The following is a 25,342-nucleotide window of genomic DNA, read 5'->3' as shown; positions in this document are numbered from 1 at the left end:
GCGAATGGAAAACAAATCACATGCGTTCTGGGCCGGCCTGTTCACGATCGCGCTGACGCTCGCGATCGCGGGCACCGTGTTCTGGTTCAACGTCGACCGCACCGTGCGCGTGCCGTACGACCTGCTCGCGCGCACCAACGTGACGGGGCTGTTCCCGGACGCGGCCGTGCGCTTTCGCGGCCTCGACGTCGGCAAGGTGCAGTCGATCGGCTTCGACCGCGCGCACCCGGGGCAGATCCGGATCCGGATCCTCGTCGACCACGACGCGCCGATCACGCAGTCGACCTACGGCAGCCTCGGCTTCCAGGGCGTGACGGGGATCGCGTTCGTGCAGCTCGAGGACACGGGCCGCGACCTGGCGCCGCTGCCGTCGTCGCCGAAGGCGATCGCGCAGATCCCGATGCGGCCGAGCCTGTTCGACCAGATCCAGGAGCGCGGCGACGTGCTGCTGCGGCAGCTCGAGCTGGCCGCGAAGAGCGCGAATGCGCTGATGTCGCCCGAGATGCGCGAGCAGTTGCGCGCGACCGCCGAAAGCCTGCAGCACGCGGCCGACGGTGCCGCCACGCTGACGAAGCAGCTCGGCCCGGCGGTCACCGCGCTGCCGGAAACGATGCACGAGGTGAATCGCGCGATGGCGTCGGCAAACACGCTGCTGCAGCCGAACGGGCCGCTCGTGTCGAACCTGAACAAGGCCGGCACGGCCGCCGAGCAGGTCGGCGTCGCGCTGAACGATCTCAACGCGCGCGTGCAGTACGACACGCTGCCGCGCTTCAACGCGCTGGCCGGCAGCGTCGGCGATGCGTCGCGGCAATTGAAGGACGTGGCCGGTGAACTTGGCCGCAATCCGCGCAGTCTGTTGTTCGGTTCGCCCGGCGCGGCGCCGGGGCCCGGCGAGCCGGGCTTCGTCTGGCCGGGCGCGACGGCCGCGCAGTGACACCCTTCGAAACCGGAAACATCATGCAGGAACACGCCATGCCACGAATCCTTGACCGCGCGCTGCGTCCGGCCGCGGCCGCGCTTGCCGTGCTGACGCTGTCGCTCGCGGCCGGCTGCGCCGGCAACAGCGCGGCGCTGTCGAATGTCCGCTACGACCTCGGGCCGGCCACGCAGGTCGTGACCGCGGGCTCGGCCCCCGCGCTGAAGGTGCTCGACGTCGTCGTGCCCGACGCGCTCGACTCCGACAAATTCGCGTACCGCCTCGCGTACGTGGACGCGCAGCACGTGGCCGTCTATCGCGACAGCCGCTGGACGGCACCGCCCGCACAACTGCTCACGCAGCGGCTGCGCGGCGCGCTGTCGTCGCGCGGCACGGTGCTCGAAGGGGCCGACGGCGTGCGCGCGCCGACCCTCAAGGTCGACCTGAACGAATTCGAGCAGGTGTTCGACGGCCAGTCGCAGAGCTACGGCGCCGTCACCGCGCGCGCGACGCTGACGCTGGACGGCAAGGTGCTCGGCCAGCGCACGTTCGTCGCGCGCGCGCCGTCGAGCACGCCCGACGCGGCGGGCGGCGCCCGCGCGCTCGCGGCGGCGAGCAACGAGCTCGTGTCGCAGATCGCCGCATGGGTCGGCGTCCAGGCGTACGCGGGCACGCCGTGACGCGTGCCGCGCAGCCGCGATGAGCGCGACCGGCACGCCTCGCGCATCGCCGCTCGCGCGGCAGGCCTTTGCCGCTTACGCGGCGCTCATCGTCTACGCGTCGCTGTATCCGTTCGCAGGCTGGGTGTCGCTCGGCATCGGGCCGTTCGACTACCTGTTCGCGCCGATGCAGCGCTACGTGACCGCATTCGACGTCGTCACGAACGTGCTCGGCTACCTGCCGTTCGGCGCGCTCGGCGTGCTCGCGCTGCACCCGCGCTGGCGCGGCGTGGCCGCGACGCTGATCGTGGCCGGGCTCGGCGTGCTGCTGTCGGGCGCGATGGAAGCGCTGCAAACCTACCTGCCGGCGCGCGTCGCGTCGAATCTCGATCTCGCGGCCAACGCGCTCGGCGCGCTGCTGGGGGCGGCGCTCGTCGCGCCGGCCGCCGGTGCGCTGCTCGATCGCGGCGCGCTGCGCCGGCTGCGCTTCGCGTGGTTCGAGGACGACGGTGCGACGCCGCTGCTGCTCGCCGGGCTGTGGCCGTTCGCGATCCTGTTCCCGTCGCCGTTCCTGTTCGGCATCGGCGACTGGCCGGCCGCGCTGTGGGAGCGTGCCGACGCGTCGATGCAGGACACGCTGCTCGCGTGGCTGCCGGCGGCGTGGCGCGTGGGCGAATGGCCCGAGCGCGTCGACGGCTGGCTGTCCGACTCCGGGTGGGAGGCCGCGCTCGGCGGGCTGATGCTGTTCGCCGCGCTGGCGATCGCGTCGCTCGCGATGCGGCCGCGCGCACCGCGCATCCGGCTGCTGATCGCGCTCGTCGCCGCGACGCTCGTGCTGAAGGCGGCCGCGACCTTCATGCAGTCGGCCACCGGCCTCGTCGTCGTGTGGGCGACGCCCGGCGCGCGGCTCGGAATCGAGCTCGGCTTCGCGGCCGCGCTCGTCGCGCTGCACGTGCCGGCGACGTGGCGCGCGACGCTGGCGGCGCTCGCGCTGCTGGCCGGCGTGGCGCTCGTGAACCTGCTGCCCGTCAACCCGTTCTTCGACTTCACGCTGTCGGGCTGGCGGCAGGGCCGCTACGTGCACTTCAACAGCCTCGCACGCTGGCTCGCGTGGATCTGGCCCTACGCGGCGCTGATCTGGCTCGGCCAGCGCGTCGAGCACGCGTGGCTGCCGGCCGTGCTGCGCCGCTGACGCGAAGGCTGCGGCGGTTACGCCGCGATGGCCGCGGCGGTACCGCGGGCAGCGGCGTGCGCCCCTCGTTATAATCGTCCGCACGAGTGCAGTGTTCGGCACCAATCGGCACTTGTGTGCGGCGCCTTCGCCCCCGTGGCCGCGTTGCAAATCCTCGCGATGCCGCCAGGTATCGCTGCGGTTTGCGCGTTGCCGCGAGCACGAATCCGCCGGCACGCAAGCGCCGCCTGGCACCGAACACTACACGCCCGTTGCCCCGCGCAGCGGCAACCGCTCCTCTTTCCGCACGGCCTCGCGCCGGGCAGCTCGCCACCACCATGGATTCCTACTACCAGCACCACGTCTTCTTCTGCCTGAACCAGCGCGAACCGGGCGCCGAACGCCCGAGCTGCGCGCAATGCGACGCGCAGACCATGCAGGAATACGCGAAAAAGCGCGTGAAGGAGCTCGGCCTCGCGGGGCCCGGCAAGGTTCGCATCAACAAGGCCGGCTGCCTCGACCGCTGCGAGGAAGGGCCGGTGATGGTCGTGTATCCGGAAGGCACGTGGTACACGTACGTCGACCAGGCCGACATCGACGAGATCGTCGAATCGCACCTGCGCGACGGCAAGGTCGTCGACCGCCTGAAGATCTGAGCGGGCCGGCCGAATGAACGTTCATACGCAGAAATCGCTGATCGCGGGCCCGGTCGGGCAGATCGAAATCGCGGTCGACCTCCCCGATGCCGTGCGCGAAGGCGGCGCCGCGCCGCGCGGCATCGCGCTCGTCGCGCATCCGCATCCGCTGTTCGGCGGCACGATGGACAACAAGGTCGCACAAACGCTCGCGCGCACGCTCGTGCAGTTGAACTACGTGGTGTTCCGGTCGAACTTCCGCGGCGTCGGCGCGACCGAGGGCGTGCACGACAACGGCACCGGCGAGGCCGACGACCTGCTCGCGGTGCTCGCGCACATGCGCGCGCAGCCCGCGTACGCGGACCTGCCGCTCGTGCTCGCGGGCTTCTCGTTCGGTACCTTCGTGCTGTCGCACGTCGCGAAGCGGCTGCGCGACGCGGGCGGGACGATCGAACGGATGGTGTTCGTCGGCACGGCAGCGAGCCGCTGGCAGGTGGCCGACGTGCCCGAGAACACGCTCGTGATCCACGGCGAAACCGACGACACGGTGCCGATCGCGTCGGTGTACGACTGGGCGCGGCCGCAGGAACTGCCGGTCGTCGTGATCCCCGGCGCCGAGCATTTCCTGCATCGCAAGCTGCACGTGCTGAAACGCATCATCGTCGACGCCTGGCGCTAGCCGGCGCGCGGGCGGCCGGCGTGACGCCGGCGGCCCGCACGGTGTTGCATGCACGCGCTCCGGCCGGCGCCGGATGCGCATTTTCCCTTTCGCGACATCGCGCCGCGGCGTGCGGCGCGACCCGACTTCTCCTTCGCTTGCGCACACCTTTCGCACACCTTCGCGTGCGATGACGCGCAGCTTGCCGGCACCCCGCGCCCGATGAAGATGGACGGCGATCCTGCGCCAGGTTCGCGAAAACGCGCTGCGCGGCCACGTATAATGGCCGGATTCCGCGTCGCCCGCGGCCCGGCTGGGCCCATGCGGCGCTCGTTTCGCCGCCTGTCCGCCCGCTCGCGACGGCCGCGAACCGAACGCGTCCGCACGAGTCCAACCGGCGCGTTTCGCGTCGCCCGACGATTTCGGGCGAGTGCCCGAAACGCCCGCCGCCTTGCCGTTCAACCCTGCGCGTTTCGCACCGCACTTTCTGCCATCAGCCTGAATCGATCATGCGTCTGTCTTCCCAAGGCCTCAAGTCCCTCGCTTCCTCCATCGCCTTCGGCACCGCCGCGCGCAACGTCGCGCTCGGCGTGATGCTGCCTGTCGCGCTCGCGTCGACGATCGTCGTTGCCGAGGCCAAGCCGGCCGCCAAGGCCAAGGCCGCGCATGCGGCGCCGGCCGCCGAGCAGTTCACCGGCGCGCCCGCGACCTACATGCCGGGCGCAGTGCCGCCGCCGGGCGTGAATGCGCGCTCGTGGGTGCTCGTCGATGCGACCAGCAACACGGTGCTCGCATCGGGCAATGCCGATGAACGCGTCGAGCCCGCATCGCTGACGAAGCTGATGACGGCGTACCTCGTGTTCGAGGCGCTCGACAAGAAGAAGATCTCGATGGAGCAGATCGTCACGCCGAGCGAAGCCGTGCGCCGCGTCGGCCGCGACGAGTCGCGCATGTTCATCGAGGCGAACAAGCCGGTGTCGGTGCACGATCTCGTGTACGGGATGATCATCCAGTCGGGCAACGACGCCGCGATCGCGCTGGCCGAACTGGTCGGCGGCAGCGAAGGGCAGTTCGTCACGATGATGAACGACGAGGCGGCGCGCCTCGGCATGAAGGGCACGCACTTCGCCGACGTGAACGGCATGCCCGACCCGAACCACTACACGACGGCCGGCGACCTCGCGAAGCTGTCCGCCCACCTGATCCGCGATTTTCCGCAGTACTACAGCATCTTCTCGGAGAAGGAATTCAAGTACAACAACATCCGCCAGGGCAACCGCAACCGCCTGCTGTGGCTGGATCCGACGGTCGACGGCCTGAAGACGGGCCATACGCAGGCGGCCGGCTACTGCCTGATCGCGTCGGCGAAGCGCGCGATCCCGGGTGTGGACGGCCAGCGCCGCCTGGTGTCGGTGATGATGGGCGAGCAGAAGGAAAGCGAGCGCACGCAGGACAGCATGAAGATGCTGAACTACGGCTACAGCGCGTTCGATTCGGTGCGCCTGTTCAAGGGCGGCCAGGCGATGTCGACGCCGCGCGTCTACAAGGGCAAGGAAAACACCGTGCAGGTGGGCGTGAAGGGCGACCAGTGGGCGACCGTGCCGCGCGGCCTCGGCGACAAGGTCAAGACGGAAGTCGACGTCAACGCGCCGCTGATCGCGCCGCTCGCGGCAGGCCAGCAGGTCGGCACCGTGAAGATCGTCGCCGACGGCAAGACGCTGTCCGAATTCCCGGTCGTCGCACTGCAGGCCGTGCCGGAAGCGGGTATCTTCGGGCGTATCTGGGACTCGATCCTGCTGATGTTCAGCAAGAAGAAGTAAGCACGACGGGCCTTTGTTTTCACGACTTCATCCCCATCTGTCATAGCCATGAGCCAAGCCGAATTCGAACCGATCGTCTACCTCAGCGTGTCATCGCAGGAGGAAATGGTGCCGCTGTCGGAAGCCCGTGTACCGGTGCTCGACCGCGGGTTCATCTTCGGCGATGGCGTGTATGAGGTTGTCCCCGTTTATGCGCACGACGGCGCGCACGTGCCGTTCCGGATCGAGCAGCATCTGGCGCGGCTCGAGCGCAGCCTGAAGAAGATCGGCATCGCCAGCCCGCACGACGACGCGGGCTGGCGCGCGCTGATCGAGCGCGTCGTCGCGGCGAATGCCGAAGGGCTCGGCGACGGCAACGCGCTCGTTTACCTGCAGGTGACGCGCGGCGTCGCGAAGCGCGGCCACGCGTTCCCGGCGAACGCGGTGCCGACGGTGTTCGTGATGACGAGCCCGCTGCGCCTGCCGTCCGCCGACGAACGCGCGCAGGGCGTGCGCTGCGTGACGGCCGAGGATCGCCGCTGGCTGCATTGCGACATCAAGTCGATCTCGCTGCTCGGCAACGTGCTGATGGCGCAGCATGCGGCCGAACGCGATGCGTTCGAGACGCTGCAGCTGCGCGACGGCAACCTGACGGAAGGTTCGTCGTCGAACGTGTGGATCGTGAAGAACGGCGAGCTGCTCGCGCCGCCGCGCAGCAACAAGATCCTCGAAGGGATCCGCTACGCGCTGATCGAGGAGCTGGCCGACGAATGCAAGATCCCGTTCGTCGCGCGCGAAATCAGCGAAGTGGAATTGCGCGCGGCCGACGAGATCATGATCACGTCGGCCACGAAGGAAGTGCTGCCCGTCACGTCGCTCGACGATCTGCCCGTCCATGGCGGCAAGCCGGGCCCCGTATTCGCGGCGTTGTATGACGCGTACCAGCGTGCGAAGGCACGCGAGTTTGAACAGTTTGACCTAACCCGGAGAAAATGATGAGCGAACCGACCAAAACCATCGAGGTGACCGGCGCGATCGATACCCGGAAGGAGTCGCTGCTGGAGTTTCCGTGCGATTTCCCGATCAAGATCATGGGCAAGGCGCACCCCGAGTTCAAGGACACGATCTTCAAGGTCGTGGCCGTTCACGACAACGAGATCGACGTCGAGAAGATCGAGGAGCGTGCGTCGAGCGGCGGCAATTACACGGGCCTCACGATCACCGTGCGGGCGACCAGCCAGGAACAGCTCGACAACATCTACCGCGCACTGACCGGCCATCCGATGGTCAAGGTCGTACTTTAAGCGCCTTCCATCCTCCTTCCTGCGCGCACTCGGCGGGGGTCTTCCCCGCCGCGCGCCGCGCGTCCAGCTCGTCGCACAGCCGCTTGTATTCGGCGACTTCCTCGAGCAGCCAGGTCCTGAACGCCTGCACGCGCGGCGCGTTCAGCAGCGGCGGCGGACACACGAAAAAGTAGTGCCACGGGCTCGGCCCGTCGATGTCGAACAGGCGCACGATGCGCCCGTCGAGCAGGTCGTGCACCGCGAGCGAGCGGCGCACGAGCGCGATGCCCTGGCCGTCGATCGCGGCCAGCAGCAAGTTCGACGAATCCTGGTACAGAATCCCCCGTTTCGGCTCGGTCAGCGTCTTGAGTCCGGCCGCGTCGAACCACGGCCGCCACAGCTCGTCGTCCGAGCGCAGCAGGTTGTAGTGCGCGAGATCGGCGGGCGTTTGCGGCAGCTTGCCGCCGTTCAGCGTCGGCGCGCATGCCGGAAAGAACACTTCGTCGAACAGCGGCTCGACATGCAGCCCCGGATAACTGCCGTGGCCGAAGCGGATCGCGAGATCGACGTCGTCGCGCGCGAAATCGGTGAGCGAGTTGGTCGATTGCAGCTCGACGTCGATTTCCGGATGCCGTTCGATGAACGAGCCGATGCGTGGCGTGATGAAGCGCGCGGCGAACGACGACAGCATCGACACCACGAGCCGCCGGTCGCGGTCGCTCGCGCGCACGTCGCGCGTCGCGTCGGCGATGACCATCAGCGCGGTGCGGATCTGCTGCGCGTAGCGCATGCCGGCGTCGGTCAGGCACAGCCGCTTGCCGTTGCGCGTGAACAGCTGCACGCCGAGCTCTTCCTCGAGCGCGCGCACCTGGTGGCTGACCGCGCCGTGCGTGACGTACAGCTCGTCGGCGGCGCGCGAGAAATTCTCGTGACGGGCGGCGGCTTCGAACGCGCGAATCGCGTTCAGCGCAGGCAGCTGGCGGAGGTCCATTTGCTAATTTTCCTCACATCGACGTGAAAATTGGTCGTTTTGTCGGACGCCTTGAAGTGACTACGATTGTAGCCATCGAAGCACTTATTGGCGGAGTCGATCATGCAAGAAATTTCTTCAAGCATCACGTTCGAAATCCCGGTGGGCGAAACCGTGCCGTTGAAGGTACAACGCAGCACGCGGCTGGTGGTGCAGTGCGGGCCGGTGTGGGCGACACGCAGCAACGACGTCGACGATTACTTCCTGGTCGACGGCGAGACGCTGAAGCTGCGCCGCGGCGAGCGGCTGTGGCTCAGCGCGGAAGGCCGGGAGGGCGCGCGCGTGGCGTTCTCGGTGTCGCGGCCGCCCCGGGAAGTCGCGCTCGGCGGGCTGGCACGGCTGCGCGAACGCGTGAGCGCGCTGCTCCACGACGGATGGCGCACCGTCTGACCATCATTTCCTCCGACGGATACCGGCGATCCGTCCCTCCTCCGAGGCCGGCGAGACCGACGGGTTTTCGGTAAACTACCGCCCATGTCCGTTTCGCCGGTTTCCATCGTGTCCACGCCTGTTGCCGTTTCCGCATCGCCCGCCGGGTCCCCGGATCAGCCGGCCCCGCCGGTCACCGTGCGGTGGCGGGGCGTCGAGACTTACGAGACGAGCTTCGACGCGATGCGCGCGTTCACCGACACGCGCACGGCCGATACCGGCGACGAGATCTGGCTGGTCGAGCATCCGCCCGTCTACACGCTCGGCCAGGCCGGCGACCCGGCCCACCTGCTGGTGGCCGACAGCGGCGTGCCGCTCGTGAAGGTCGACCGCGGCGGGCAGATCACCTACCACGGCCCCGGCCAGATCGTCGCCTACCTGCTGCTGGACCTGCGCCGGCGCAAGCTGATGGTGCGCACGCTCGTGACGAAGATCGAGGAGGCCGTGATCGAAACCCTCGCGGCGTATAATCTCGCTTCGGTCCGCAAGGCGGGCGCGCCCGGGATCTACGTGGCGTCCGGCGCGCACGAGGGCGCGAAAATCGCGGCCCTCGGCCTGAAGATCCGCAACGGCTGCAGCTATCACGGGCTGAGCCTGAACGTGAAGATGGATCTGCGCCCGTTTCTTGCGATCAACCCGTGCGGCTATGCCGGACTGGAAACTGTCGACATGGCGAGCCTCGAGGTTGCCGCCGACTGGAACGACGTCGCCCATACGCTGGTGCGCCGTCTGATCGCCAACCTCGACGGCGCATCCGCGGCCGCCGACAAGCCGCAGGCACTGGAACAACATTCGAATGACTGACGTTACCGCTTCCCCCGCACCGGCCGATCCGGCCGCGACCCCTGCCTACGATCCGACCGCCAAGCAGAAGGCGCAGGCGAAGACGGCGCGCATCCCGATCAAGGTCATTCCGATCGAAAAGCTGAAGAAGCCCGAGTGGATCCGCGTGAAGGCGGCTACCGGCAGCTCGCGCTTCAACGAGATCAAGACGATCCTGCGCGAGCACAACCTGCATACGGTGTGCGAGGAAGCGAGCTGCCCGAACATCGGCGAATGCTTCGGCAAGGGCACCGCGACGTTCATGATCATGGGCGACAAGTGCACGCGCCGCTGCCCGTTCTGCGACGTCGGCCACGGCCGTCCCGATCCGCTCGACGCGGATGAACCGAAGAACCTCGCGCGCACGATCGCCGCGCTGAAGCTCAAGTACGTGGTGATCACGAGCGTCGACCGCGACGACCTGCGCGACGGCGGCGCCGCCCACTTCGTCGAGTGCATCCGCGAAACGCGCGCGCAGTCGCCGGACACGCGCATCGAGATCCTGACGCCGGACTTCCGCGGCCGTCTCGACCGCGCGATCTCGATCCTGAACGCCGCGCCGCCGGACGTGATGAACCACAACCTCGAAACGGTGCCGCGCCTGTACAAGGAAGCGCGCCCGGGTTCGGACTACGCGCACTCGCTGAAGCTCCTGAAGGACTTCAAGGCGCTGCATCCGGACGTCGCGACGAAGTCGGGCCTGATGGTCGGCCTCGGCGAGACCGAAGAGGAAATCCTGCAGGTGATGCGCGACCTGCGCGCGCACGACGTCGACATGCTGACGATCGGCCAGTACCTGCAGCCGTCGGAGCACCACCTGCCGGTGCGCGCGTATGTGCATCCCGATACGTTCAAGATGTACGAGGAAGAGGCGTACAAGATGGGCTTCACGCACGCGGCCGTCGGCGCGATGGTGCGGTCGAGCTATCACGCCGACCTGCAGGCGCATGGGGCAGGGGTGGTCTGAGCGTCGCGTTCGCGCGGCAGTCTCATGCAGTCGAAAAAAGCCCGCAGCGATGCGGGCTTTTTTGCTTTTTGTCCGGAGATATGGCGAAGCCGTGGTTTTCGAATCAAGCGATCGAAACATGCGTCCACCTATGTTTATCCGGGCTCTAATTGATCCGTCGTCACCCAGCCTTGGCATTTCTTCTCTTCATAACAAAGCGCGGCAATCTGCCACCGATCGTCGCTGATTATCCATAGCTCCAGGAAATCAAACCGGCTAAGTATCCTTCCGCCACGTTGCATCGAGCCAGTTCCTGAAATCGATGCCCAAAGCCGGCCTTCTTCGAATTCCGTGATCTCATCACGAACATGCAACGCAAAACCGCGCCAAGTTTTTTCGGACAGGTGCCGTTGTATAGACGATATTTGTTGGAGCCTGGTTAGTATCCGGTTTCCTCGCTTGACGAAGAAATGAGGGCTCTCTACAAAATTTAGTTGATCAATGTCGCCGTTCACGTAGGCATCGATCCAGACATCCCTCATTTCCAGTAAGCCGTACTTGGTATTCATGGAGCTCTATTGGATGGTAATTGAGGAGGCGATCCTCCCGATTCGATATGGAAAACTAACGTTCTCTTTGGCGAATTGATATGGGACTTGTATGAAATGTTGCACGCTTGAAGGAGCGTGCAGGATTCCAGCCGGTGGTCAAGGGAGAACGGTGAGGGCATGTTTTCATGCGCCAATTGCTGCTCAATCGTCGCCTCCATTCACTCGAGCATGGAAAGCAAAGCTGAAACAGCATCGATAGCTTCGCAGGATAAGTTCGCTCCCGCCGCGCGCAAAGCTCCTATAGTCGGCTCTCCCGCAGCAATGCCCGCATTCGAAGGAGAGCCGCATGTCCCGTTTCAGCTTCATCCGCCGCGCCGTCGTCGCGCTGACCGCCTTTGCCGCGCTGGGCGCGGCGCACGCCGAATCGCGCGAAGTCGTGATCGCGTACCAGGACATGGTCGTGCCGTGGCGCTATGCGCAGGCGAGCGGTGAAGTCGAAAAGGCGACCGGCTACAAGGTCACATTCCGCAAGCTCGACAGCGGCGCCGACGTGATCCGTGCGCTCGCATCGGGCTCCGTGCAGCTCGGCGAAGCCGGCTCGAGCCCGATCGCGGCCGGGCTGTCGCAGGGGCTCGACATCTCGCTGTTCTGGGTGCTCGACAACATCAACGACGCCGAGGCGCTCGTCGCGCGCAACGGCTCGGGCGTCACCAACATCGCCGCGCTGAAGGGCAAGAAGATCGGCGTGCCGTTCGTGTCGACGTCGCATTTCCATACGCTCGTCGCGCTGCAGGCCGCGGGCGTCAATCCGAACGACGTGAAGATCGTCAACCTGCGTCCGCCCGAAGTCGCGGCTGCGTGGGCGCGCGGCGACATCGACGCGACCTACATCTGGGATCCGGTGCTCGCGAAGGTCAAGCAGTCGGGCACCGTGCTCACGACGTCGGGCCAGGTTGCGAAGGAAAGCGGCAAGGCGACCTTCGACGGCTTCGTCGTGAGCCGCAAGTTCGCGCGCGAGAACCCCGAGTTCGTCACGCGCTTCGTGAAGGTGCTCGCGGCCGCCGATGCCGACTATCGCGCGCACGCTGCCGCATGGAAGGTCGGCTCGCCGCAGGTCGCGGCGGTCGCAAAGGTGTCGGGCGCGAACGCGCAGGACGTACCGGCCAGCCTCGCGCTCTACGCGTTCCCGACGCCGGCCGAGCAGGCGTCGCCGACGTGGCTCGGCGGCGGCGCGCAATCGGGCGCCGCGAAATCGCTCGCGGCCACGGCCACGTTCCTCAAATCGCAGGGCACGATCCAGACGGTGCTCGCCGACTACTCGGCCGGCGTCGATCCGCAGTTCGTGCAGAAGGCGGCGCGCTGAGCGCGGCCACTCAGCCCACCCGTCGCGGAGTCCTGAACATGAGCACGCTGGAAGTCCGTCAGGTATCGGTCGACTATCCGGGCGAACGCGGCCGGCCGACGACGCAGGCGCTCGCGCGCGTCGACCTGCGCATCGAGGCCGGTGAATTCGTCGTCGCGCTCGGCGCGTCCGGTTGCGGCAAGACGACGCTGCTGAACTGCATGGCCGGCTTCGTCGCGCCGACGACGGGCGACGTGCGCGTCGACGGCGTCCCGGTCACGGGCCCCGGCGCCGATCGCGGTGTCGTGTTCCAGAAATACGCGCTGCTGCCGTGGCTCGACGTGCTCGACAACGTCGCGCTCGGGCTGCGCTTCGCACGCGTGTCGAAGGCCGAACGCGAAGCGCGGGCGCGGGAGATGCTCGCGCTCGTCGGGCTCGACAAGCACGCGCATGCGCGCGTGTACGAGCTGTCGGGCGGGATGCAGCAGCGCGTCGGCATCGCGCGCGCGCTCGCGAGCGACCCGCGCGTGCTGCTGATGGACGAGCCGATGGGCGCGCTCGACGCGATGACGCGCGGCACGATGCAGGCGCTCGTGCTCGACGTATGGGCACGCACCGGCAAGACGGTGTTCTTCATTACGCACGATGTCGAGGAGGCGCTGTTTCTCGCGACGCGCCTCGTCGTGATGACGCCCGGCCCAGGCCGGATCGCGGAAACCTTCGAACTGCCGTTCGCGCGCCGCTACGTCGAATCGCGCGATGCGCGCGCGGTGAAGTCGTCACCGGATTTCATCGCATGGCGCGAACGGCTGATCGCGTACCTGCATCGCGACGAGGCCGCCGAGGCGGCGGCGTGATGCACGAACTCGCGCGACAGGGCGCGTCGGTCGGACGCGGTCGGATCAGCACCTTGCACAGGCAGGACAGCATGAGCACGCAGGATTCTTGGGCGGCCGATCGCACGGCCGCGGAGCCCGGGCAGGATCAACGCGCGACGCAACGGCGTCACGCGGCGCGTCCGGCTCGCGCATCGCATCGCTACCGGCTGCCGGGGCAGGGGAAGACGGCCGGGCTGAGCGCGGCGACGGTCGCGGCACTGGCACTGCTGTGGTGGGTCGCGACCCATCGCCAGTGGCTGCCGCCGCTGTTCCTGCCCGCGCCGGAAGCCGTGTGGACGGCATTCGTCGACGCATGGCACGGCCGCATCCAGGGCGGCCTGCCGTTGTCCGAGCATTTGTTGTGGAGCGCCGCGCGCGTGTTCGGCGCGTTCCTGCTCGCGACCGCGATCGGCGTGCCGGCCGGCATCCTGATGGGCGTGAGCCGCATCGCGCGCGGCGTGCTCGATCCGCTGCTGGAGTTTTACCGGCCGCTGCCGCCGCTCGCGTACCTGCCGCTCGTCGTGATCTGGTTCGGCATCGACGAAACGGCGAAGCTCGTCGTGATCTTCCTCGCGTGCTTCGCGCCGATCGCGATGGCCGCGCGCGCCGGCGTGCGCGCGGCGACGGTCGAGCAGATCAACGCCGCGTATTCGCTCGGCGGCAGCTTCGCGCAGATCGTGCGCCACGTGGTGCTGCCGGCCGCGCTGCCGGAGATCCTCACCGGGCTGCGGATCGCGATCGGCTTCGGCTGGACGACGCTCGTCGCGGCCGAGATGGTCGCCGCGACAGCCGGGCTCGGGCAGATGGTGCTCAACGCATCGAGCTTCCTGCGCACCGATATCGTCGTGATGGGCATCCTGATCATCGGCGCGATCGCTTGGCTGTTCGACCTCGCGATGCGGTGGGTCGAGCGGCGGATCGTGCCGTGGAAGGGAAGGGGCTGACGCCACGCAGGCGCGCGGGCGACGTCCGCGTGCCGCCACGGCCCGCCACCCTCACTCTCCCATCGCGATCCCTTCCCGCCGCGGATCCGCCCCGCCGAACCACACCGTCTGCCCCTGCACGTTCAGCCGCTGGATTCCCTGCAGCCCCGAGTTCATCTCGACCACCCGCACGTCGTGCCCGCGGCCCTTCAGCCCGTCGGCGAGCGCATCGGACACGCGGCCGCGTTCGAGTTGCGTCGGCCCGTTCATCGACCCGAAGTTCGGCAGCGCGATCGCCTGCTGCATCGTCATCCCCCAGTCGAGCACGCCGACCAGCGTCTTCGCGACGTGATTGATGATCGCGGGGCCGCCGGCCGAGCCGACGATCATCGTCACCTGCTTCGTCTTCTTGTCGAACACGAGCTCCGGCGACATCGCCGAGCGCGGCCGCTTGCCGGGCTGCACGCGGTTCGCGACCGGCCGGCCGTTGTCGTTCGACACGAACGAGAAATCGGTGAGCTGGTTGTTCAGCATGAAGCCGCGCACCATCAGCCGCGATCCGAACGCATCCTCGATGCTCGTCGTCATCGACAGCGCCTGGCCGTAGCGGTCGACGATCGCGATGTCGGACGTCGACGGCAACTCGGGGCTGCGGTCGTCGGCCATCGCGAGCGTCGCGCCCTGCGGCGTGCCGGCCTGCGCGACGCCCATGCTGCTGTCGCCGATCAGGTGCGCGCGCTGCGCGAGATAGGTCTTGTCGGTGAGGCTCGCCCAGCTGCCGCCCGGCAGCGGCACGAAATCGGGATCGGCGACATAGCGCGCGCGGTCCGCATACGCGAGCCGCCCGGCTTCGCTGAACAGGTGCGCGGCGAACGGCGTCGGCTCGTAGCCGACGTCGTTGCGCACCGGCTTCTGCGCGCCGATCTGCTGCCAGTCGGGCATCGCTTCGAGGATGCCGAGCATCTGCGCGATCGCGAGGCCGCCCGACGACGGCGGCGGCATCCCGCACACCACCGAGCGCCGGTAATCCGCGCACAGCGGCGCGCGCACCTTCGCCTTGTAGCGCGCGAGATCCTGGAGCGACAGCAGGCCCGGGTTGGTCGGATGCCTGCGCACCTTCGTGACGATGTCGCGCGCGATCGCGCCGCTGTAGAACGCGTTCGCGCCGCGGTCGGCGACTTGCCGCAGCACGGTCGCGAGCGCGGGGTTCTTCAGCACCGTGCCGGCCGCCTTCGGCGTGCCGTCCGGGTTGTAGAAGTACGCGCGCGCGGCCGGGTCGTTCTTCAGGTACTTGTCATTGCCGATCAGCGTCGCGAGCCGCGGGCTGATCGTGAAGCCGCGCTCGGCGAGCCGGATCGCCGGCTGGAACAGCCGGCGCCACGGCAGCTTGCCGTGTGCGCGGTGCGCGGCGTCGAGCATGCGCAGCACGCCCGGCGTGCCGACCGAGCGCCCGCCGACGACACCTTCGTAGAAGCTCATCGGCTGGCCGGTCGGCCCGTAGAACAGGCGGTCGGTCGCGGCGGCCGGCGCGGTCTCGCGGCCGTCGTAGGCCTGCGTCGCCTTGCCGTCGAAGTACAGCAGGAACGCACCGCCGCCGATCCCCGACGATTGCGGCTCGACGAGCGCGAGCACCATCTGCGTGGCGATCGCCGCGTCGATCGCGGTGCCGCCCGCCTTCAGCATGTCGTAGCCGGCCTGCGTCGCGAGCGGATTCGCGGCCGCGATCATGAAGTGCTGCGAGGTCCAGCCCGGCTTGTCGGTCCAGCCGGACGACAGCTCGGGCGCATGGACGCCGGGCAGCGGCACGGCGGCACCCGATGCGGCGGCGACGGGCACCACCGCGCCCGACGGCGGCGTGGACGGGGACGTGCAGCCGGCGTTGAACGCGACGAGCGCGACGGCGGCGAGCAGCGTCCAGGAGCGCGAATGCGGACGAATCCGGTCGAACATTGAACCCTCGGCAGCAGTGAATTCGAAGGAGGCGACGATGCCGGCGCAACGCGGCTGCCCGCCCCGGCGCGCTATTGTCGCCGCGCGGCCGGCGGGTTGTCACCCGACAGGAAACCCTGACGCATCGCGCCGGGCCCGCCCCGGCCGGTCTTTCCGGCCTGTTCGAGGATGAACTCTATGAACGTCGACGTCGCACGCGTGTGGTGCCGGTTCGGCATGTAGAGCATGTACATGTGCGTGCCGAAGATGCTGAGCCGGTACGCGTCGAGCGACGTGACGACCGTGCCGCGCCGGATGTCGTCCTGCACCACGTAGTCGGGCACGATGCCGACGCCGATCCCGCCGAGGATCGCCTGCCGCAGGAACAGGAAGTTCTCCGAAATCAGCGTGGGCTCGAGCAGCACCTCGTGGCGCTCGTCGCCGAGATACGCGGCGATCCTGAGCTGCCGGCCCATCACCGTCGCGGTGACGACGGGGGAGGCCGACAACGCGCCGAGGCTCGCCGGCATCCCGTGCTCGGCCGCGAACGCGGCCGATGCGCACGCGACGTAGCGCACCGCGCCCATGTCGCGCGCGACGAGGTTCTGCGGCGGCTCCGGCATCACGCGCACCGCGATGTCGATCTCGTCGCGCATCAGGTCTTCCACGCGGTTCTCGAACACGACGTCGAGCACGATGCCCGGATGCAGCCGTTTGAACGCGAGCAGCCAGTCGGACATCACCATCTGCCCGTAGCCGCTCGGCACCGACAGCCGCACGCGGCCCTGGAGGTCCTGGCCGAGCGTCGTCACCGATTCCTGCGCGGCGAGCAGTTCGTTGCGGATGCGCCGCCCGTGCTCGTACAGCTTCAGCCCGATTTCGGTCGGCTCGATGCGCCGCGTCGTGCGCCGCACGAGCTGCTGGCCGATCGAGCGCTCGAGCTGGTTCAGCCGGTAGCTGACGTTCGCGCGGCTCATCTTGAGCCGCTGCGCGGCCTTGCTGAGATTGCCGGCGTCGAGGATTTCGACGAGCAGCGTCAGCGCGTTCAGGTCCATGCGTCGCGTCTCCTGATCCGTCCCGTTTAACGGTCGGAAAGCATTCAGTGTCAAGTCAGACTTGACAGCTTGTAAAAGCGGGAGGGAATTGTCAATGAATCTCGATCAATCGAGAATCGGGTCATGCCCGGCGTACGGCCGGATCTTGTCCCGCTTCGTGCGGGACCGGGGCAGGCGCCCCGGTCCCGCTCGCGTGGCCGCGAGCCACGAACCGGCGTCGACGCGCCTGCCGCCGCGTCAAGGAGACACGATGAACTCACCCGCTTCCCCCACCGGCCCGGCCGGCACCGTCACGCGCGAGCGGCGCGACAAGGTGCTCGTCGTCACGATCGACCATGCGCCCGTCAACGCGCTGTCCGCCGACGTGCGGCGCGGCCTCGCCGACGCGCTCGACGCCGCGCAGGCCGACGACGCGATCCGCGCGGTGCTGATCGTCGGCGCCGGCCGCAACTTCATCGCGGGCGCCGATATCCGCGAATTCGGCAAGCCGCCCGTGCCGCCGTCGCTGCCCGACGTGTGCGAGCGGATCGAGTCCAGCGCGAAGCCGGTCGTGGTCGCGCTGCACGGCGCGACGCTCGGCGGCGGCCTCGAAGTCGCGCTCGCCGCGCATTACCGGCTCGCGGTGCCCGGCGCGAAGCTCGGGCTGCCCGAAGTCACGCTCGGCCTGCTGCCCGGCGCGGGCGGCACGCAGCGCGCACCGCGCCTGATCGGCGCGAAGGCCGCGCTCGACCTGATGCTGACGGGCCGCCACGCGAGCGCGGACGAAGCGCTCGCGCTCGGCCTCGTCGACCGCGTCGCACACAGCGACGACACGCTCGCCGAAGGCCTCGCCTACGCGCAGGAACTCGTGTCGCTCGGCGCACCGGTGCGCCGCACGCGCGACGCGCAGGGGCTGGCCGACCGCGCGGCCGCGCAGGCCGCGATCGACGCGGCGCGCGCCGAGTTGCCGAAGAAGTCACGCGGCCTTTTCTCGCCCGCGAAGATCGTCGACGCGGTCGAGGCCGCGCTCACGCAGTCGTTCGACGCAGGGATGAAGCTCGAACGCAGCCTGTTCCTGCAGTGCATCGACAGCCCGCAGCGCGCGGGCCTCGTGCACGCCTTCTTCGCGGAGCGTGAAGCGGCGAAGGTGCCCGAGGCACGTCGCGCGAGCGCGCGGCCGGTCGAGCGGATCGGCGTGGTCGGCGGCGGCACGATGGGTGCGGGCATCGCGGTCGCGGCGCTCGATGCCGGGCTGCCGGTGACGATGATCGAACGCGACGAAGCGTCGCTCGCGCGCGGCCGCGCGCACGTCGAGAAGGTGTACGACGGCCTCGTCGCGAAAGGGCGGATGACACCGGCCGCGCACGCTGCGCGGCTCGCGCGTTTCAAGGGCAGCACGTCGTACGACGCGCTTGCGCAGGCCGACGTCGTGATCGAGGCCGTGTTCGAGGACATGGCCGTGAAAAAGGCCGTGTTCGCCGAACTCGCGCGCGCGTGCAAGCCGGGTGCGGTGCTCGCGACCAACACGTCGTATCTCGACATCGACGAGATCGCCGCGAGCATCGACCGGCCGGCCGACGTGATCGGCCTGCATTTCTTCTCGCCGGCCAACGTGATGAAGCTGCTCGAGATCGTCGTGCCGGCGCGCGTGAGCGCCGAAGTGGTCGCGACCGCGTTCGCGCTCGCGAAGCAGTTGAAGAAGACGCCGGTGCGCGCCGGCGTGTGCGACGGCTTCATCGGCAACCGGATCCTCGCCGTCTATCGCACGGCGGCCGACTACCTGATGGAAGACGGCGCGTCACCGTACCAGATCGACCGCGCGGTGCGCGAATTCGGCTTCCCGATGGGGCCGTTCCAGGTCGTCGACCTCGCCGGCGGCGACATCGGCTGGGCGGCCCGCAAGCGCCGCGCGGCGACGCGCGACCCGCGCGCGCGCTACGTGGAGATTTCCGACCGGCTGTGCGAGCGCGGCTGGTTCGGGCAGAAGACGGCGCGCGGCTACTACCTGTATCCGGACGGCGCGCGCGTCGGCACGCCGGACCCGGAAGTCGAGGCGATCGTCGCGCAAGAGCGCGCGAAGAAGGGCATCGCGCCGCGCACGTTTACCCACGACGAGATCATGCGCCGCTACCTCGCGGCGATGATCAACGAAGGCGCGAACGTCGTGCACGAGAAGATCGCGCTGCGCCCGCTCGACGTCGACGCGGTGTTCCTGTACGGCTACGGCTTCCCGCGTTATCGCGGCGGCCCGATGCATTACGCGGACACGGTCGGCCTCGCGAACGTGCTTGCCGATATCCGCGCGTTCGCGAAGGAAGATCCGCTGTTCTGGAAGCCGTCGCCGCTGCTCGTCGATCTCGTCGCGCGCGGCGCGGATTTCGCGAGCCTGAACCGCCTCGACTGAACGCCAACCGCATTCGACACGGACTGACGATGGACCTCAATTTCACTCCCGAAGAGGAAGCCTTCCGCACGGAAGTGCAGCGCTTCCTGCAAGCCGAACTGCCCGAGCGCATCGCGCGCAAGGTGAAGGGCGGCCTGCATCTCACGCGCGACGACATGCGCGAATGGCACGCGATACTCAACGCGCGCGGCTGGCTCGCGAGCCACTGGCCGCGCGAGTACGGCGGCCCCGGCTGGAGCGTCGCGCAGAAGTTCCTGTTCGACAACGAATGCGCGCTCGCGGGTGCGCCGCGCATCGTGCCGTTCGGCGTGAACATGCTCGGCCCCGTGCTGATCAAGTACGGCGACGAAGCGCAGAAGCGCCGCTGGCTGCCGCGCATTCTCGACGGCACCGACTGGTGGTGCCAGGGTTATTCGGAGCCGGGCGCCGGCTCCGATCTCGCGTCGGTGAAGACGAGCGCGGTGCGCGGGCTCGACGCGCAGGGCGAGCACTACATCGTGAACGGCCAGAAGACGTGGACCACGCTCGGCCACTACGCGAACATGATCTTCTGCCTCGTGCGCACCGCGACCGACGTGCGCAAGCAGGAAGGCATCAGCTTCCTGCTGATCGACATGAACACGCCGGGCGTCGAGGTCCGCCCGATCATCACGCTCGACGGCGAGCACGAAGTGAACGAGGTGTTCTTCACCGACGTGCGCGTGCCGGCGGAGAACCTCGTCGGCGAAGAGAACCGCGGCTGGACCTACGCGAAATACCTGCTCACGTACGAGCGCACCAACATCGCGGGAATCGGCTTCTCGACGGCCGCGCTCGACCGGCTGCGCGCGGTTGCCGCGAAGGTCACGAAGAACGGCCGGCCGCTCGCCGACGACCCGTTCTTCGCGGCGCGCATCGCGCGCGTCGAGATCGAACTCGAGAACATGCGCACGACCAACCTGCGCGTGCTGGCCGCGGTCGCGGGCGGCGGGGTGCCGGGCGCGGAAAGCTCGATGCTGAAGATTCGCGGCACGCAGATCCGCCAGGAGATCACCGCGCTGATGCGGCGTGCGATGGGGCCGTACGCGCAGCCGTTCGTCGAGGAGGCGCTCGATGCCGACTACGACGGCGAGCCGGTCGGCCCGGACGAAGCGGCGAGCGCCGCGCAGCAGTATTTCAACAACCGGAAGCTGTCGATCTTCGGCGGCTCGAACGAGATCCAGAAGAACATCATCGCGAAGATGATGCTCGGGCTGTAACGAGGAGCGCGACGATGGATTTCCAGCACACAGAAGACCGCCGGATGCTGGCGGACACGTTGAACCGCTTCATCGCCGAACAGTATGCGTTCCCGGTGCGCGATCGCATCGCGCAGTCGCCCGAGGGCTTCGATCGCGCGATGTGGCAGCGCTTTGCCGAACTCGGCACGGTCGGCGCACTGTTCGCGGAAGCCGACGGCGGTTTCGGCGGCGCGGGCTTCGACATCGCCGTGGTGTTCGAATGCCTCGGGCGCGGGCTCGTCGTCGAGCCGTTCCTCGGCGCGCTGCTCGCGGGCCGCGCGCTGTCGCTCGCCGGCGGCGACGCGCATCGCGAGCGGCTCGCCGCGCTGATCGACGGCAGCGCGAGCGCCGCGTTCGCGCATGACGAGCCGGGCTCGCACTACGAACTGACGACCGTGCGCACGCGCGCCGAACGCTCGGGCGACGGCTGGGTGCTCACGGGCGCGAAGGGCGTCGTCGACCAGGCCGCGCAGGCGGCGTTCTTCGTCGTCAGCGCGCGCGTGTCCGGGCAGGACGACGACGCGGCCGGCATCGGCCTGTTCGTCGTGCCGGCCGACGCGCCGGGCGTGTCGCTGCGCGACTACCGGAAGATCGACGGCGGCCGCGCGGCCGAAGTGCGCTTCGAGCGTGTCGTGCTGCCGGCCGATGCGGCGCTCGGCGCGCACGACGGCGAAGCGGGCGCCGAGTTGCTCGAACGCGTGCTCGGCTACGGGCTGCTCGCGCTGTCGGCGGAAGCGCTCGGCGCGATGGACGTCGCGAAGGAGCACACGCTCGAGTACCTGCGCACGCGCAAGCAGTTCGGGCTGCCGATCGGCAGTTTCCAGGCGCTGCAGCACCGAATGGCCGACCTGCTGCTCGAAGTCGAGCAGGCGCGCTCGGCCGTGATCAACGCGGCCGCGCAGCTCGATGCGCCGCGCGTGGTGCGCGAACGCGCGCTGGCCGCGGCGAAATTCAGCATCGGGCGGATCGGCACGCTTGTCGCCGAGGAGAGCATCCAGTTGCACGGCGGGATCGGGATGACGTGGGAGCTGCCGCTGTCGCACTACGCGAAGCGCCTCGTGATGATCGATCACCAGCTCGGCGACGAGGATCACCATCTCGCGCGCTACATCGCGCTGTCGAAACAGTAAAGACGAACGACGCGAATGGAGGAGACAAGGATGACGAACGAATCGCGCGTTTTGCCGCTGGCCGGCGTGAAAGTGCTCGACTTCTCGCGCGTGCTCGCGGGGCCGTGGTGTGCGATGGTGCTCGCCGATTTCGGCGCGGAAGTGATCAAGGTCGAGCATCCGGCGCGCGGCGACGACACGCGCGACTGGGGCTTGAGGATCGGCGACACCGAAACGACCTACTTCAACAGCGTGAACCGCAGCAAGCGCTCGATCTGTCTCGACCTGCAGACCGACGAAGGGCGGCGGCTCGCGCGCGAGCTGGCCGCGCAGGCCGACGTGGTGCTTCACAACTTCAAGTTCGGCGGCGCGGAGAAGCTCGGGCTCGGCTACGACGCGCTGGCCGAACTGAACCCGCGCCTCGTGCACTGCGCGATCTCCGGCTACGACCGCTCGGGCGCGGAGGCCGCGCGGCCCGGCTACGACCTCGTCGTGCAGGGCGAGGCCGGGCTGATGGCGCTGAACGGCGAAGCCGGCCAGCCGCCGCTGAAGTTCGGCGTCGCGGCGGTCGACCTGTTCACCGGCATGTATTCGGCGCAGGCGATCCTCGCGGCGCTGTACGAACGTCATGCGACGGGGCGCGGGCGGCGCATCGAGATGGCGCTGTTCGACTGCGGGCTGATGATCACCGCGTACTACGGGCTCGACGCGCTGCTGATGGGCGAGGACCCGCCGCGCTACGGCAACGCGCATCCGTCGATCGTGCCGTACGGCGTGTTCGACGCGGCCGACGGCCCGCTCGTGATCACGGTCGGCAACAACACGCAGTTCGCGCGCTTTTGCGATGCGATCGAGCGGCCCGACCTCGCCGCGGACGAACGCTACAAGACCAACCTCGGCCGCTCGGAGAACCGCGCCGACCTGCTGCCCGAGATTCGTCGCGAACTCGCGCGCCGTTCGCGCGCGACTCTGCTCGCGGCGCTGGCCGACGCGGGCATTCCGTGCGGCGAAGTGCTCGGGCTGCACGAAGCGCTGACGTCGGAACGTGCGACGAGCGCGGGGCTCGTGACGCGGCAGCCGCATCCGGTCGCGGGCGGCGTCGACGTGCTGGCGCCGCCGTACCGGTTCGACGGCGCGCGGCTGCCGGTGCGCGGCGCGCCGCCGGTGCTCGGCGCCGATACGGACGCGGTGCTCGGCGGCTGGCTCGGGATGTCGGCCGACGAGGTCGCGCGGCTGCGTGCGGATCGCGTCGTGTAATTCGATTTGCCGCCACGGCGCGGGCGGGGGAGTCGACGCGCGCCGACCATTCCACACAACACCCTCGCAATGACGAGTTGGTTTGCCCTGCGGGGGCCTGAGTAGGCGCTAAAGCGCCAACTCAGGTCGACCGCGAAGCATGGGACCCGAGTAAGCGCTAAAGCGCTAACTCTGGTCGACAGGAGACACCATGGAGCTTTCCTTCATCGAATCGGTCACGGCGCGCCGCGACTACCAGCAGCTCGTGCGGGCGCGGCGCCGTTTCAGCTTCACGCTGACGGCACTGATGATCGCCACGTACTACGGCTTCATCCTGCTCGTCGCGCTCGCGCCGCACGTGCTCGCGGCGCCGCTGTATCGCGGCGCGACGACGACGGTCGGGATCGCCGCGGGCGTCGCGATCATCCTGGTCGCGATCGGGCTGACCGCGTGTTACGTGCTGCGCGCGAACCGTGCGTTCGACCGCCGCGTCGACGCGCTCCTGCAGCGTTCGTGAAGGAGGCCGACATGCGACGCATTTCGATCGCGCTCCGCGCGCTTGCCGTTCCCGCGACCCTCGTTTCGTCTGCCGCGCATGCGGTATCGGTCGCGGGCCCGATGCCCGACAAGGTCGAACTGAACCCGGTCGCGATCGGGATGTTCTTCGCGTTCGTGTTCGCGACGCTCGCGCTCACGCGCTGGGCCGCGCGCCGCACGCGCTCGACGCGCGACTTCTACACGGCCGGCGGCGGCATCACCGGGCTGCAGAACGGGCTCGCGATCGCGGGCGACTATATGTCGGCCGCGTCGTTCCTCGGGCTGTCGGGGATGGTGTTCATGTTCGGCTTCGACGGGCTCATCTACTCGATCGGCTTTCTCGTCGGCTGGCCGTTCGTGATGTTCCTGATCGCCGAACCGCTGCGCAATCTCGGCAAGTTCACGTTCGTCGACGTCGTTGCGTACCGCTTCGCACAGCGGCCGATCCGGCTGCTGACGTCCGCGAATTCGCTGACCATCGTCGTGCTGTACCTCGTCGTGCAGATGGTCGGCGCGGGCAAGCTGATCCAGCTGCTGTTCGGGCTGTCGTATGGCACGGCCGAGCTGATCGTCGGCGTGCTGATGGTCGTCTACGTGTTCTTCGGCGGGATGACCGCGACCACCTGGGTGCAGGTGATCAAGGCCGTGCTGCTGCTGTGCGGCGCGACGCTGCTCGTCCTGCTCGCGCTCGCCGAATTCGGCTTCAGCGTCGACGAGATGTTCCGCCGCGCGGTGGCCGTGCATCCGGGCGCGCTGTCGATCATGGGCCCCGGCAAGCTGATCCGCGATCCCGCCAACGCGCTGTCGCTCGGCATCGCGCTGATGTTCGGCACGGCCGGCTTCCCGCACATCCTGATGCGCTTCTTCACGGTGCCGAACGCGAAGGAGGCGCGCAAGTCGGTGCTCTATGCGACCGGCTTCATCGGCTACTTCTACCTGCTGACCTTCGTGATCGGCTTCTCGGCGATCGTGCTGCTCGCGCAGCATCCGGAATTCTTCAAGCTGGGTGCCGACGGTTCCTTCAACCTGACGCACGACCTGCTCGGCGGCTCGAACATGGTCGCGGTGAAGCTCGCGCAGGCGGTCGGCGGGAACTGGTTCTACGGCTTCATCGCGGCGGTCACGTTCGCGACGATCCTCGCGGTGGTCGCGGGCCTCACGCTCGCCGGCGCGACGACGATCTCGCATGACCTGTACGCGCAAATGTGGGCGCGCGGCAAGCCCGACGAGCGCCTCGAGATGCGCATCTCGCGCGCGGCGACGATCGCGTTGTCGGCGGTCGCGATCGGGCTGTCGATCCTGTTCGAGCACGTGAACGTCGCGTTCATGGTCGGCCTCGTCGCGGCGGTGGCCGCGAGCGCGAATTTCCCGGTGCTCGCGATGTCGATCTTCTGGCGCGGGATGACGACGCGCGGCGCGGTGCTCGGCGGCGGCCTCGGCCTCGTGTCGGCGGTCACGCTCACGGTGCTGTCGAAGTCGGTGTGGGTCGACGTGCTGCATCACGCGCACGCGGCGGTGTTCCTCGACAACCCCGCGCTCGTGTCGGTGCCGCTCGCGTTCGTCGGGATCGTCGTCGGCTCGCTCGCGGATCGCGGCGAGCGTGCGCGGCGCGAGCGCGCTGCGTTCGCGCAGCAGGAGTTCTACGCGCAGACGGGGGTGCTGGCGGGCGAGGCCGTGCGGCACTGATTCGTGGTTGAGGGCAGTGAAACTCCGAGGATCGAGATCTTTCGGAGTTTCGCTTTTTTGGGGCGAGGCGCAGAGGTAATCGCCAGTAGAGGCGGAATTTGCGACA

Annotated in this window: 24 protein-coding genes; 20 read left to right on the top strand and 4 right to left on the bottom strand. The window is 68.5% G+C overall.

Annotated elements, in window-relative coordinates; all coding sequences use genetic code 11:
• The first annotated feature begins 4 nt into the window (after nt 1-4).
• The 8 genes from APZ15_RS02370 (at nt 5) to APZ15_RS02335 (ending at nt 7,142) form a co-directional block, all read left to right on the top strand.
• A complete protein-coding gene (locus tag APZ15_RS02370) occupies nt 5-934 on the top strand; it encodes an MlaD family protein (RefSeq protein ID WP_027789024.1) in 930 nt (309 codons plus the stop codon).
• Nucleotides 935-972: 38 nt separating this feature from the next.
• Nucleotides 973-1,596 carry an ABC-type transport auxiliary lipoprotein family protein gene (locus APZ15_RS02365; protein ID WP_027789025.1) on the top strand — a complete coding sequence of 208 codons (624 nt, stop codon included), beginning with the start codon at nt 973-975 and terminating at the stop codon, nt 1,594-1,596.
• A 19-nt stretch (nt 1,597-1,615) separates the two neighbouring features.
• Entirely contained in the window at nt 1,616-2,767 is a 1,152-nt protein-coding gene (locus tag APZ15_RS02360; protein WP_027789026.1) for a VanZ family protein, read from the top strand.
• A gap of 317 nt (nt 2,768-3,084) precedes the next feature.
• On the top strand, nt 3,085-3,402 hold the full coding sequence (locus tag APZ15_RS02355; RefSeq protein WP_011694422.1) for a (2Fe-2S) ferredoxin domain-containing protein: 318 nt from the start codon (nt 3,085-3,087) through the stop codon (nt 3,400-3,402).
• A gap of 13 nt (nt 3,403-3,415) precedes the next feature.
• Nucleotides 3,416-4,060, top strand: a complete 645-nt coding sequence (locus APZ15_RS02350) for an alpha/beta hydrolase (RefSeq protein ID WP_027789027.1) — start codon at nt 3,416-3,418, stop codon at nt 4,058-4,060.
• A gap of 488 nt (nt 4,061-4,548) precedes the next feature.
• Nucleotides 4,549-5,859, top strand: coding sequence for a D-alanyl-D-alanine carboxypeptidase family protein (locus tag APZ15_RS02345; protein WP_027789028.1), 1,311 nt, complete (start codon nt 4,549-4,551; stop codon nt 5,857-5,859).
• Nucleotides 5,860-5,907: 48 nt separating this feature from the next.
• Nucleotides 5,908-6,834 (top strand): D-amino acid aminotransferase, encoded by a 927-nt coding sequence (locus tag APZ15_RS02340; RefSeq protein ID WP_027789029.1) that lies wholly within the window; start codon nt 5,908-5,910, stop codon nt 6,832-6,834.
• Nucleotides 6,834-7,142: an HP0495 family protein gene (locus tag APZ15_RS02335; RefSeq protein WP_011353335.1), complete on the top strand. Its 309-nt coding sequence runs from the start codon at nt 6,834-6,836 to the stop codon at nt 7,140-7,142. Before APZ15_RS02340 ends, APZ15_RS02335 begins: the two co-directional genes overlap by 1 nt.
• Here APZ15_RS02335 and APZ15_RS02330 read toward each other — a convergent pair.
• Nucleotides 7,126-8,112 (bottom strand): transcriptional regulator GcvA, encoded by a 987-nt coding sequence (locus tag APZ15_RS02330; RefSeq protein ID WP_027789030.1) that lies wholly within the window; start codon nt 8,110-8,112, stop codon nt 7,126-7,128. The genes APZ15_RS02335 and APZ15_RS02330 overlap by 17 nt on opposite strands.
• Nucleotides 8,113-8,214: 102 nt before the next feature.
• Between APZ15_RS02330 and APZ15_RS02325 the strand changes: the two genes are divergently transcribed.
• From APZ15_RS02325 to lipA, 3 genes are all read left to right on the top strand, one after another.
• Nucleotides 8,215-8,541: a DUF2917 domain-containing protein gene (locus APZ15_RS02325; protein WP_021157035.1), complete on the top strand. Its 327-nt coding sequence runs from the start codon at nt 8,215-8,217 to the stop codon at nt 8,539-8,541.
• 84 nt (nt 8,542-8,625) lie between these two features.
• A complete protein-coding gene (gene lipB / locus APZ15_RS02320) occupies nt 8,626-9,384 on the top strand; it encodes a lipoyl(octanoyl) transferase LipB (RefSeq protein WP_027789031.1) in 759 nt (252 codons plus the stop codon).
• Nucleotides 9,377-10,369, top strand: a complete 993-nt coding sequence (gene lipA, locus APZ15_RS02315; protein ID WP_011886137.1) for a lipoyl synthase — start codon at nt 9,377-9,379, stop codon at nt 10,367-10,369. Before lipB ends, lipA begins: the two co-directional genes overlap by 8 nt.
• 134 nt (nt 10,370-10,503) lie before the next feature.
• Here the strand turns inward: lipA and APZ15_RS38595 are convergent, their stop codons facing one another.
• On the bottom strand, nt 10,504-10,917 hold the full coding sequence (locus APZ15_RS38595; protein ID WP_080982185.1) for a hypothetical protein: 414 nt from the start codon (nt 10,915-10,917) through the stop codon (nt 10,504-10,506).
• A 328-nt stretch (nt 10,918-11,245) separates the two neighbouring features.
• Here APZ15_RS38595 and tauA point away from each other — a divergent pair, with 328 nt between their 5' ends.
• Genes tauA through APZ15_RS02300 form a run of 3 tightly spaced genes read left to right on the top strand, consistent with a single transcriptional unit; the run spans nt 11,246 to nt 14,063 of the window.
• A complete protein-coding gene (gene tauA / locus APZ15_RS02310) occupies nt 11,246-12,262 on the top strand; it encodes a taurine ABC transporter substrate-binding protein (protein ID WP_027789032.1) in 1,017 nt (338 codons plus the stop codon).
• Nucleotides 12,263-12,300: 38 nt separating this feature from the next.
• Nucleotides 12,301-13,098 (top strand): taurine ABC transporter ATP-binding protein, encoded by a 798-nt coding sequence (locus tag APZ15_RS02305; protein ID WP_027789033.1) that lies wholly within the window; start codon nt 12,301-12,303, stop codon nt 13,096-13,098.
• Nucleotides 13,098-14,063, top strand: a complete 966-nt coding sequence (locus APZ15_RS02300) for an ABC transporter permease subunit (protein WP_027789034.1) — start codon at nt 13,098-13,100, stop codon at nt 14,061-14,063. Before APZ15_RS02305 ends, APZ15_RS02300 begins: the two co-directional genes overlap by 1 nt.
• A gap of 51 nt (nt 14,064-14,114) precedes the next feature.
• Here the strand turns inward: APZ15_RS02300 and ggt are convergent, their stop codons facing one another.
• Nucleotides 14,115-15,992: a gamma-glutamyltransferase gene (ggt, locus tag APZ15_RS02295; RefSeq protein WP_027789035.1), complete on the bottom strand. Its 1,878-nt coding sequence runs from the start codon at nt 15,990-15,992 to the stop codon at nt 14,115-14,117.
• Between the two features lie 71 nt (nt 15,993-16,063).
• Nucleotides 16,064-17,026 (bottom strand): LysR family transcriptional regulator, encoded by a 963-nt coding sequence (locus APZ15_RS02290; protein WP_021157042.1) that lies wholly within the window; start codon nt 17,024-17,026, stop codon nt 16,064-16,066.
• Between the two features lie 250 nt (nt 17,027-17,276).
• Between APZ15_RS02290 and APZ15_RS02285 the strand changes: the two genes are divergently transcribed.
• The 6 genes from APZ15_RS02285 (at nt 17,277) to APZ15_RS02260 (ending at nt 25,236) form a co-directional block, all read left to right on the top strand.
• The gene (locus APZ15_RS02285) at nt 17,277-19,409 is read left to right on the top strand and encodes a 3-hydroxyacyl-CoA dehydrogenase NAD-binding domain-containing protein (RefSeq protein ID WP_027789036.1); all 2,133 of its coding nucleotides are present in this window, start codon (nt 17,277-17,279) and stop codon (nt 19,407-19,409) included.
• A 29-nt stretch (nt 19,410-19,438) separates the two neighbouring features.
• Complete coding sequence (locus APZ15_RS02280) at nt 19,439-20,647, top strand: acyl-CoA dehydrogenase family protein (protein WP_027789037.1); 1,209 nt, start codon at nt 19,439-19,441, stop codon at nt 20,645-20,647.
• A 14-nt stretch (nt 20,648-20,661) separates the two neighbouring features.
• Nucleotides 20,662-21,798, top strand: a complete 1,137-nt coding sequence (locus APZ15_RS02275) for an acyl-CoA dehydrogenase family protein (RefSeq protein ID WP_027789038.1) — start codon at nt 20,662-20,664, stop codon at nt 21,796-21,798.
• A gap of 30 nt (nt 21,799-21,828) precedes the next feature.
• Entirely contained in the window at nt 21,829-23,034 is a 1,206-nt protein-coding gene (locus tag APZ15_RS02270) for a CaiB/BaiF CoA transferase family protein (protein WP_027789039.1), read from the top strand.
• Between the two features lie 190 nt (nt 23,035-23,224).
• Complete coding sequence (locus APZ15_RS02265) at nt 23,225-23,530, top strand: DUF485 domain-containing protein (RefSeq protein ID WP_021157047.1); 306 nt, start codon at nt 23,225-23,227, stop codon at nt 23,528-23,530.
• Nucleotides 23,531-23,541: 11 nt separating this feature from the next.
• Nucleotides 23,542-25,236 (top strand): cation acetate symporter, encoded by a 1,695-nt coding sequence (locus APZ15_RS02260; RefSeq protein WP_027789040.1) that lies wholly within the window; start codon nt 23,542-23,544, stop codon nt 25,234-25,236.
• Nucleotides 25,237-25,342: the final 106 nt, after the last annotated feature.

This window comes from Burkholderia cepacia ATCC 25416 (genome assembly GCF_001411495.1).
GTDB lineage: Bacteria > Pseudomonadota > Gammaproteobacteria > Burkholderiales > Burkholderiaceae > Burkholderia > Burkholderia cepacia.
Note: the sequence above shows the minus strand (reverse complement) of the source record. Positions and strands in the feature narration are given on the sequence as shown.

Bases quoted from the DNA above. Each gene is read 5' to 3' on its own strand.
- APZ15_RS02270 (WP_027789039.1), top strand. From the start codon at position 21,829: ATGACGAACGAATCGCGCGTTTTGCCGCTGGCCGGCGTGAAAGTGCTC.
- APZ15_RS02345 (WP_027789028.1), top strand. From the start codon at position 4,549: ATGCGTCTGTCTTCCCAAGGCCTCAAGTCCCTCGCTTCCTCCATCGCC.
- APZ15_RS02370 (WP_027789024.1), top strand. From the start codon at position 5: ATGGAAAACAAATCACATGCGTTCTGGGCCGGCCTGTTCACGATCGCG.
- APZ15_RS02300 (WP_027789034.1), top strand. From the start codon at position 13,098: ATGCACGAACTCGCGCGACAGGGCGCGTCGGTCGGACGCGGTCGGATC.
- APZ15_RS38595 (WP_080982185.1), bottom strand. From the start codon at position 10,917: ATGAATACCAAGTACGGCTTACTGGAAATGAGGGATGTCTGGATCGAT.
- lipB (WP_027789031.1), top strand. From the start codon at position 8,626: ATGTCCGTTTCGCCGGTTTCCATCGTGTCCACGCCTGTTGCCGTTTCC.
- APZ15_RS02365 (WP_027789025.1), top strand. From the start codon at position 973: ATGCCACGAATCCTTGACCGCGCGCTGCGTCCGGCCGCGGCCGCGCTT.
- lipA (WP_011886137.1), top strand. From the start codon at position 9,377: ATGACTGACGTTACCGCTTCCCCCGCACCGGCCGATCCGGCCGCGACC.
- APZ15_RS02265 (WP_021157047.1), top strand. From the start codon at position 23,225: ATGGAGCTTTCCTTCATCGAATCGGTCACGGCGCGCCGCGACTACCAG.
- APZ15_RS02280 (WP_027789037.1), top strand. From the start codon at position 19,439: ATGGACCTCAATTTCACTCCCGAAGAGGAAGCCTTCCGCACGGAAGTG.
- APZ15_RS02260 (WP_027789040.1), top strand. From the start codon at position 23,542: ATGCGACGCATTTCGATCGCGCTCCGCGCGCTTGCCGTTCCCGCGACC.
- APZ15_RS02305 (WP_027789033.1), top strand. From the start codon at position 12,301: ATGAGCACGCTGGAAGTCCGTCAGGTATCGGTCGACTATCCGGGCGAA.
- APZ15_RS02275 (WP_027789038.1), top strand. From the start codon at position 20,662: ATGGATTTCCAGCACACAGAAGACCGCCGGATGCTGGCGGACACGTTG.
- APZ15_RS02360 (WP_027789026.1), top strand. From the start codon at position 1,616: ATGAGCGCGACCGGCACGCCTCGCGCATCGCCGCTCGCGCGGCAGGCC.
- APZ15_RS02330 (WP_027789030.1), bottom strand. From the start codon at position 8,112: ATGGACCTCCGCCAGCTGCCTGCGCTGAACGCGATTCGCGCGTTCGAA.
- APZ15_RS02285 (WP_027789036.1), top strand. From the start codon at position 17,277: ATGAACTCACCCGCTTCCCCCACCGGCCCGGCCGGCACCGTCACGCGC.
- APZ15_RS02350 (WP_027789027.1), top strand. From the start codon at position 3,416: ATGAACGTTCATACGCAGAAATCGCTGATCGCGGGCCCGGTCGGGCAG.
- APZ15_RS02290 (WP_021157042.1), bottom strand. From the start codon at position 17,026: ATGGACCTGAACGCGCTGACGCTGCTCGTCGAAATCCTCGACGCCGGC.
- ggt (WP_027789035.1), bottom strand. From the start codon at position 15,992: ATGTTCGACCGGATTCGTCCGCATTCGCGCTCCTGGACGCTGCTCGCC.
- APZ15_RS02335 (WP_011353335.1), top strand. From the start codon at position 6,834: ATGAGCGAACCGACCAAAACCATCGAGGTGACCGGCGCGATCGATACC.
- APZ15_RS02340 (WP_027789029.1), top strand. From the start codon at position 5,908: ATGAGCCAAGCCGAATTCGAACCGATCGTCTACCTCAGCGTGTCATCG.
- APZ15_RS02325 (WP_021157035.1), top strand. From the start codon at position 8,215: ATGCAAGAAATTTCTTCAAGCATCACGTTCGAAATCCCGGTGGGCGAA.
- tauA (WP_027789032.1), top strand. From the start codon at position 11,246: ATGTCCCGTTTCAGCTTCATCCGCCGCGCCGTCGTCGCGCTGACCGCC.
- APZ15_RS02355 (WP_011694422.1), top strand. From the start codon at position 3,085: ATGGATTCCTACTACCAGCACCACGTCTTCTTCTGCCTGAACCAGCGC.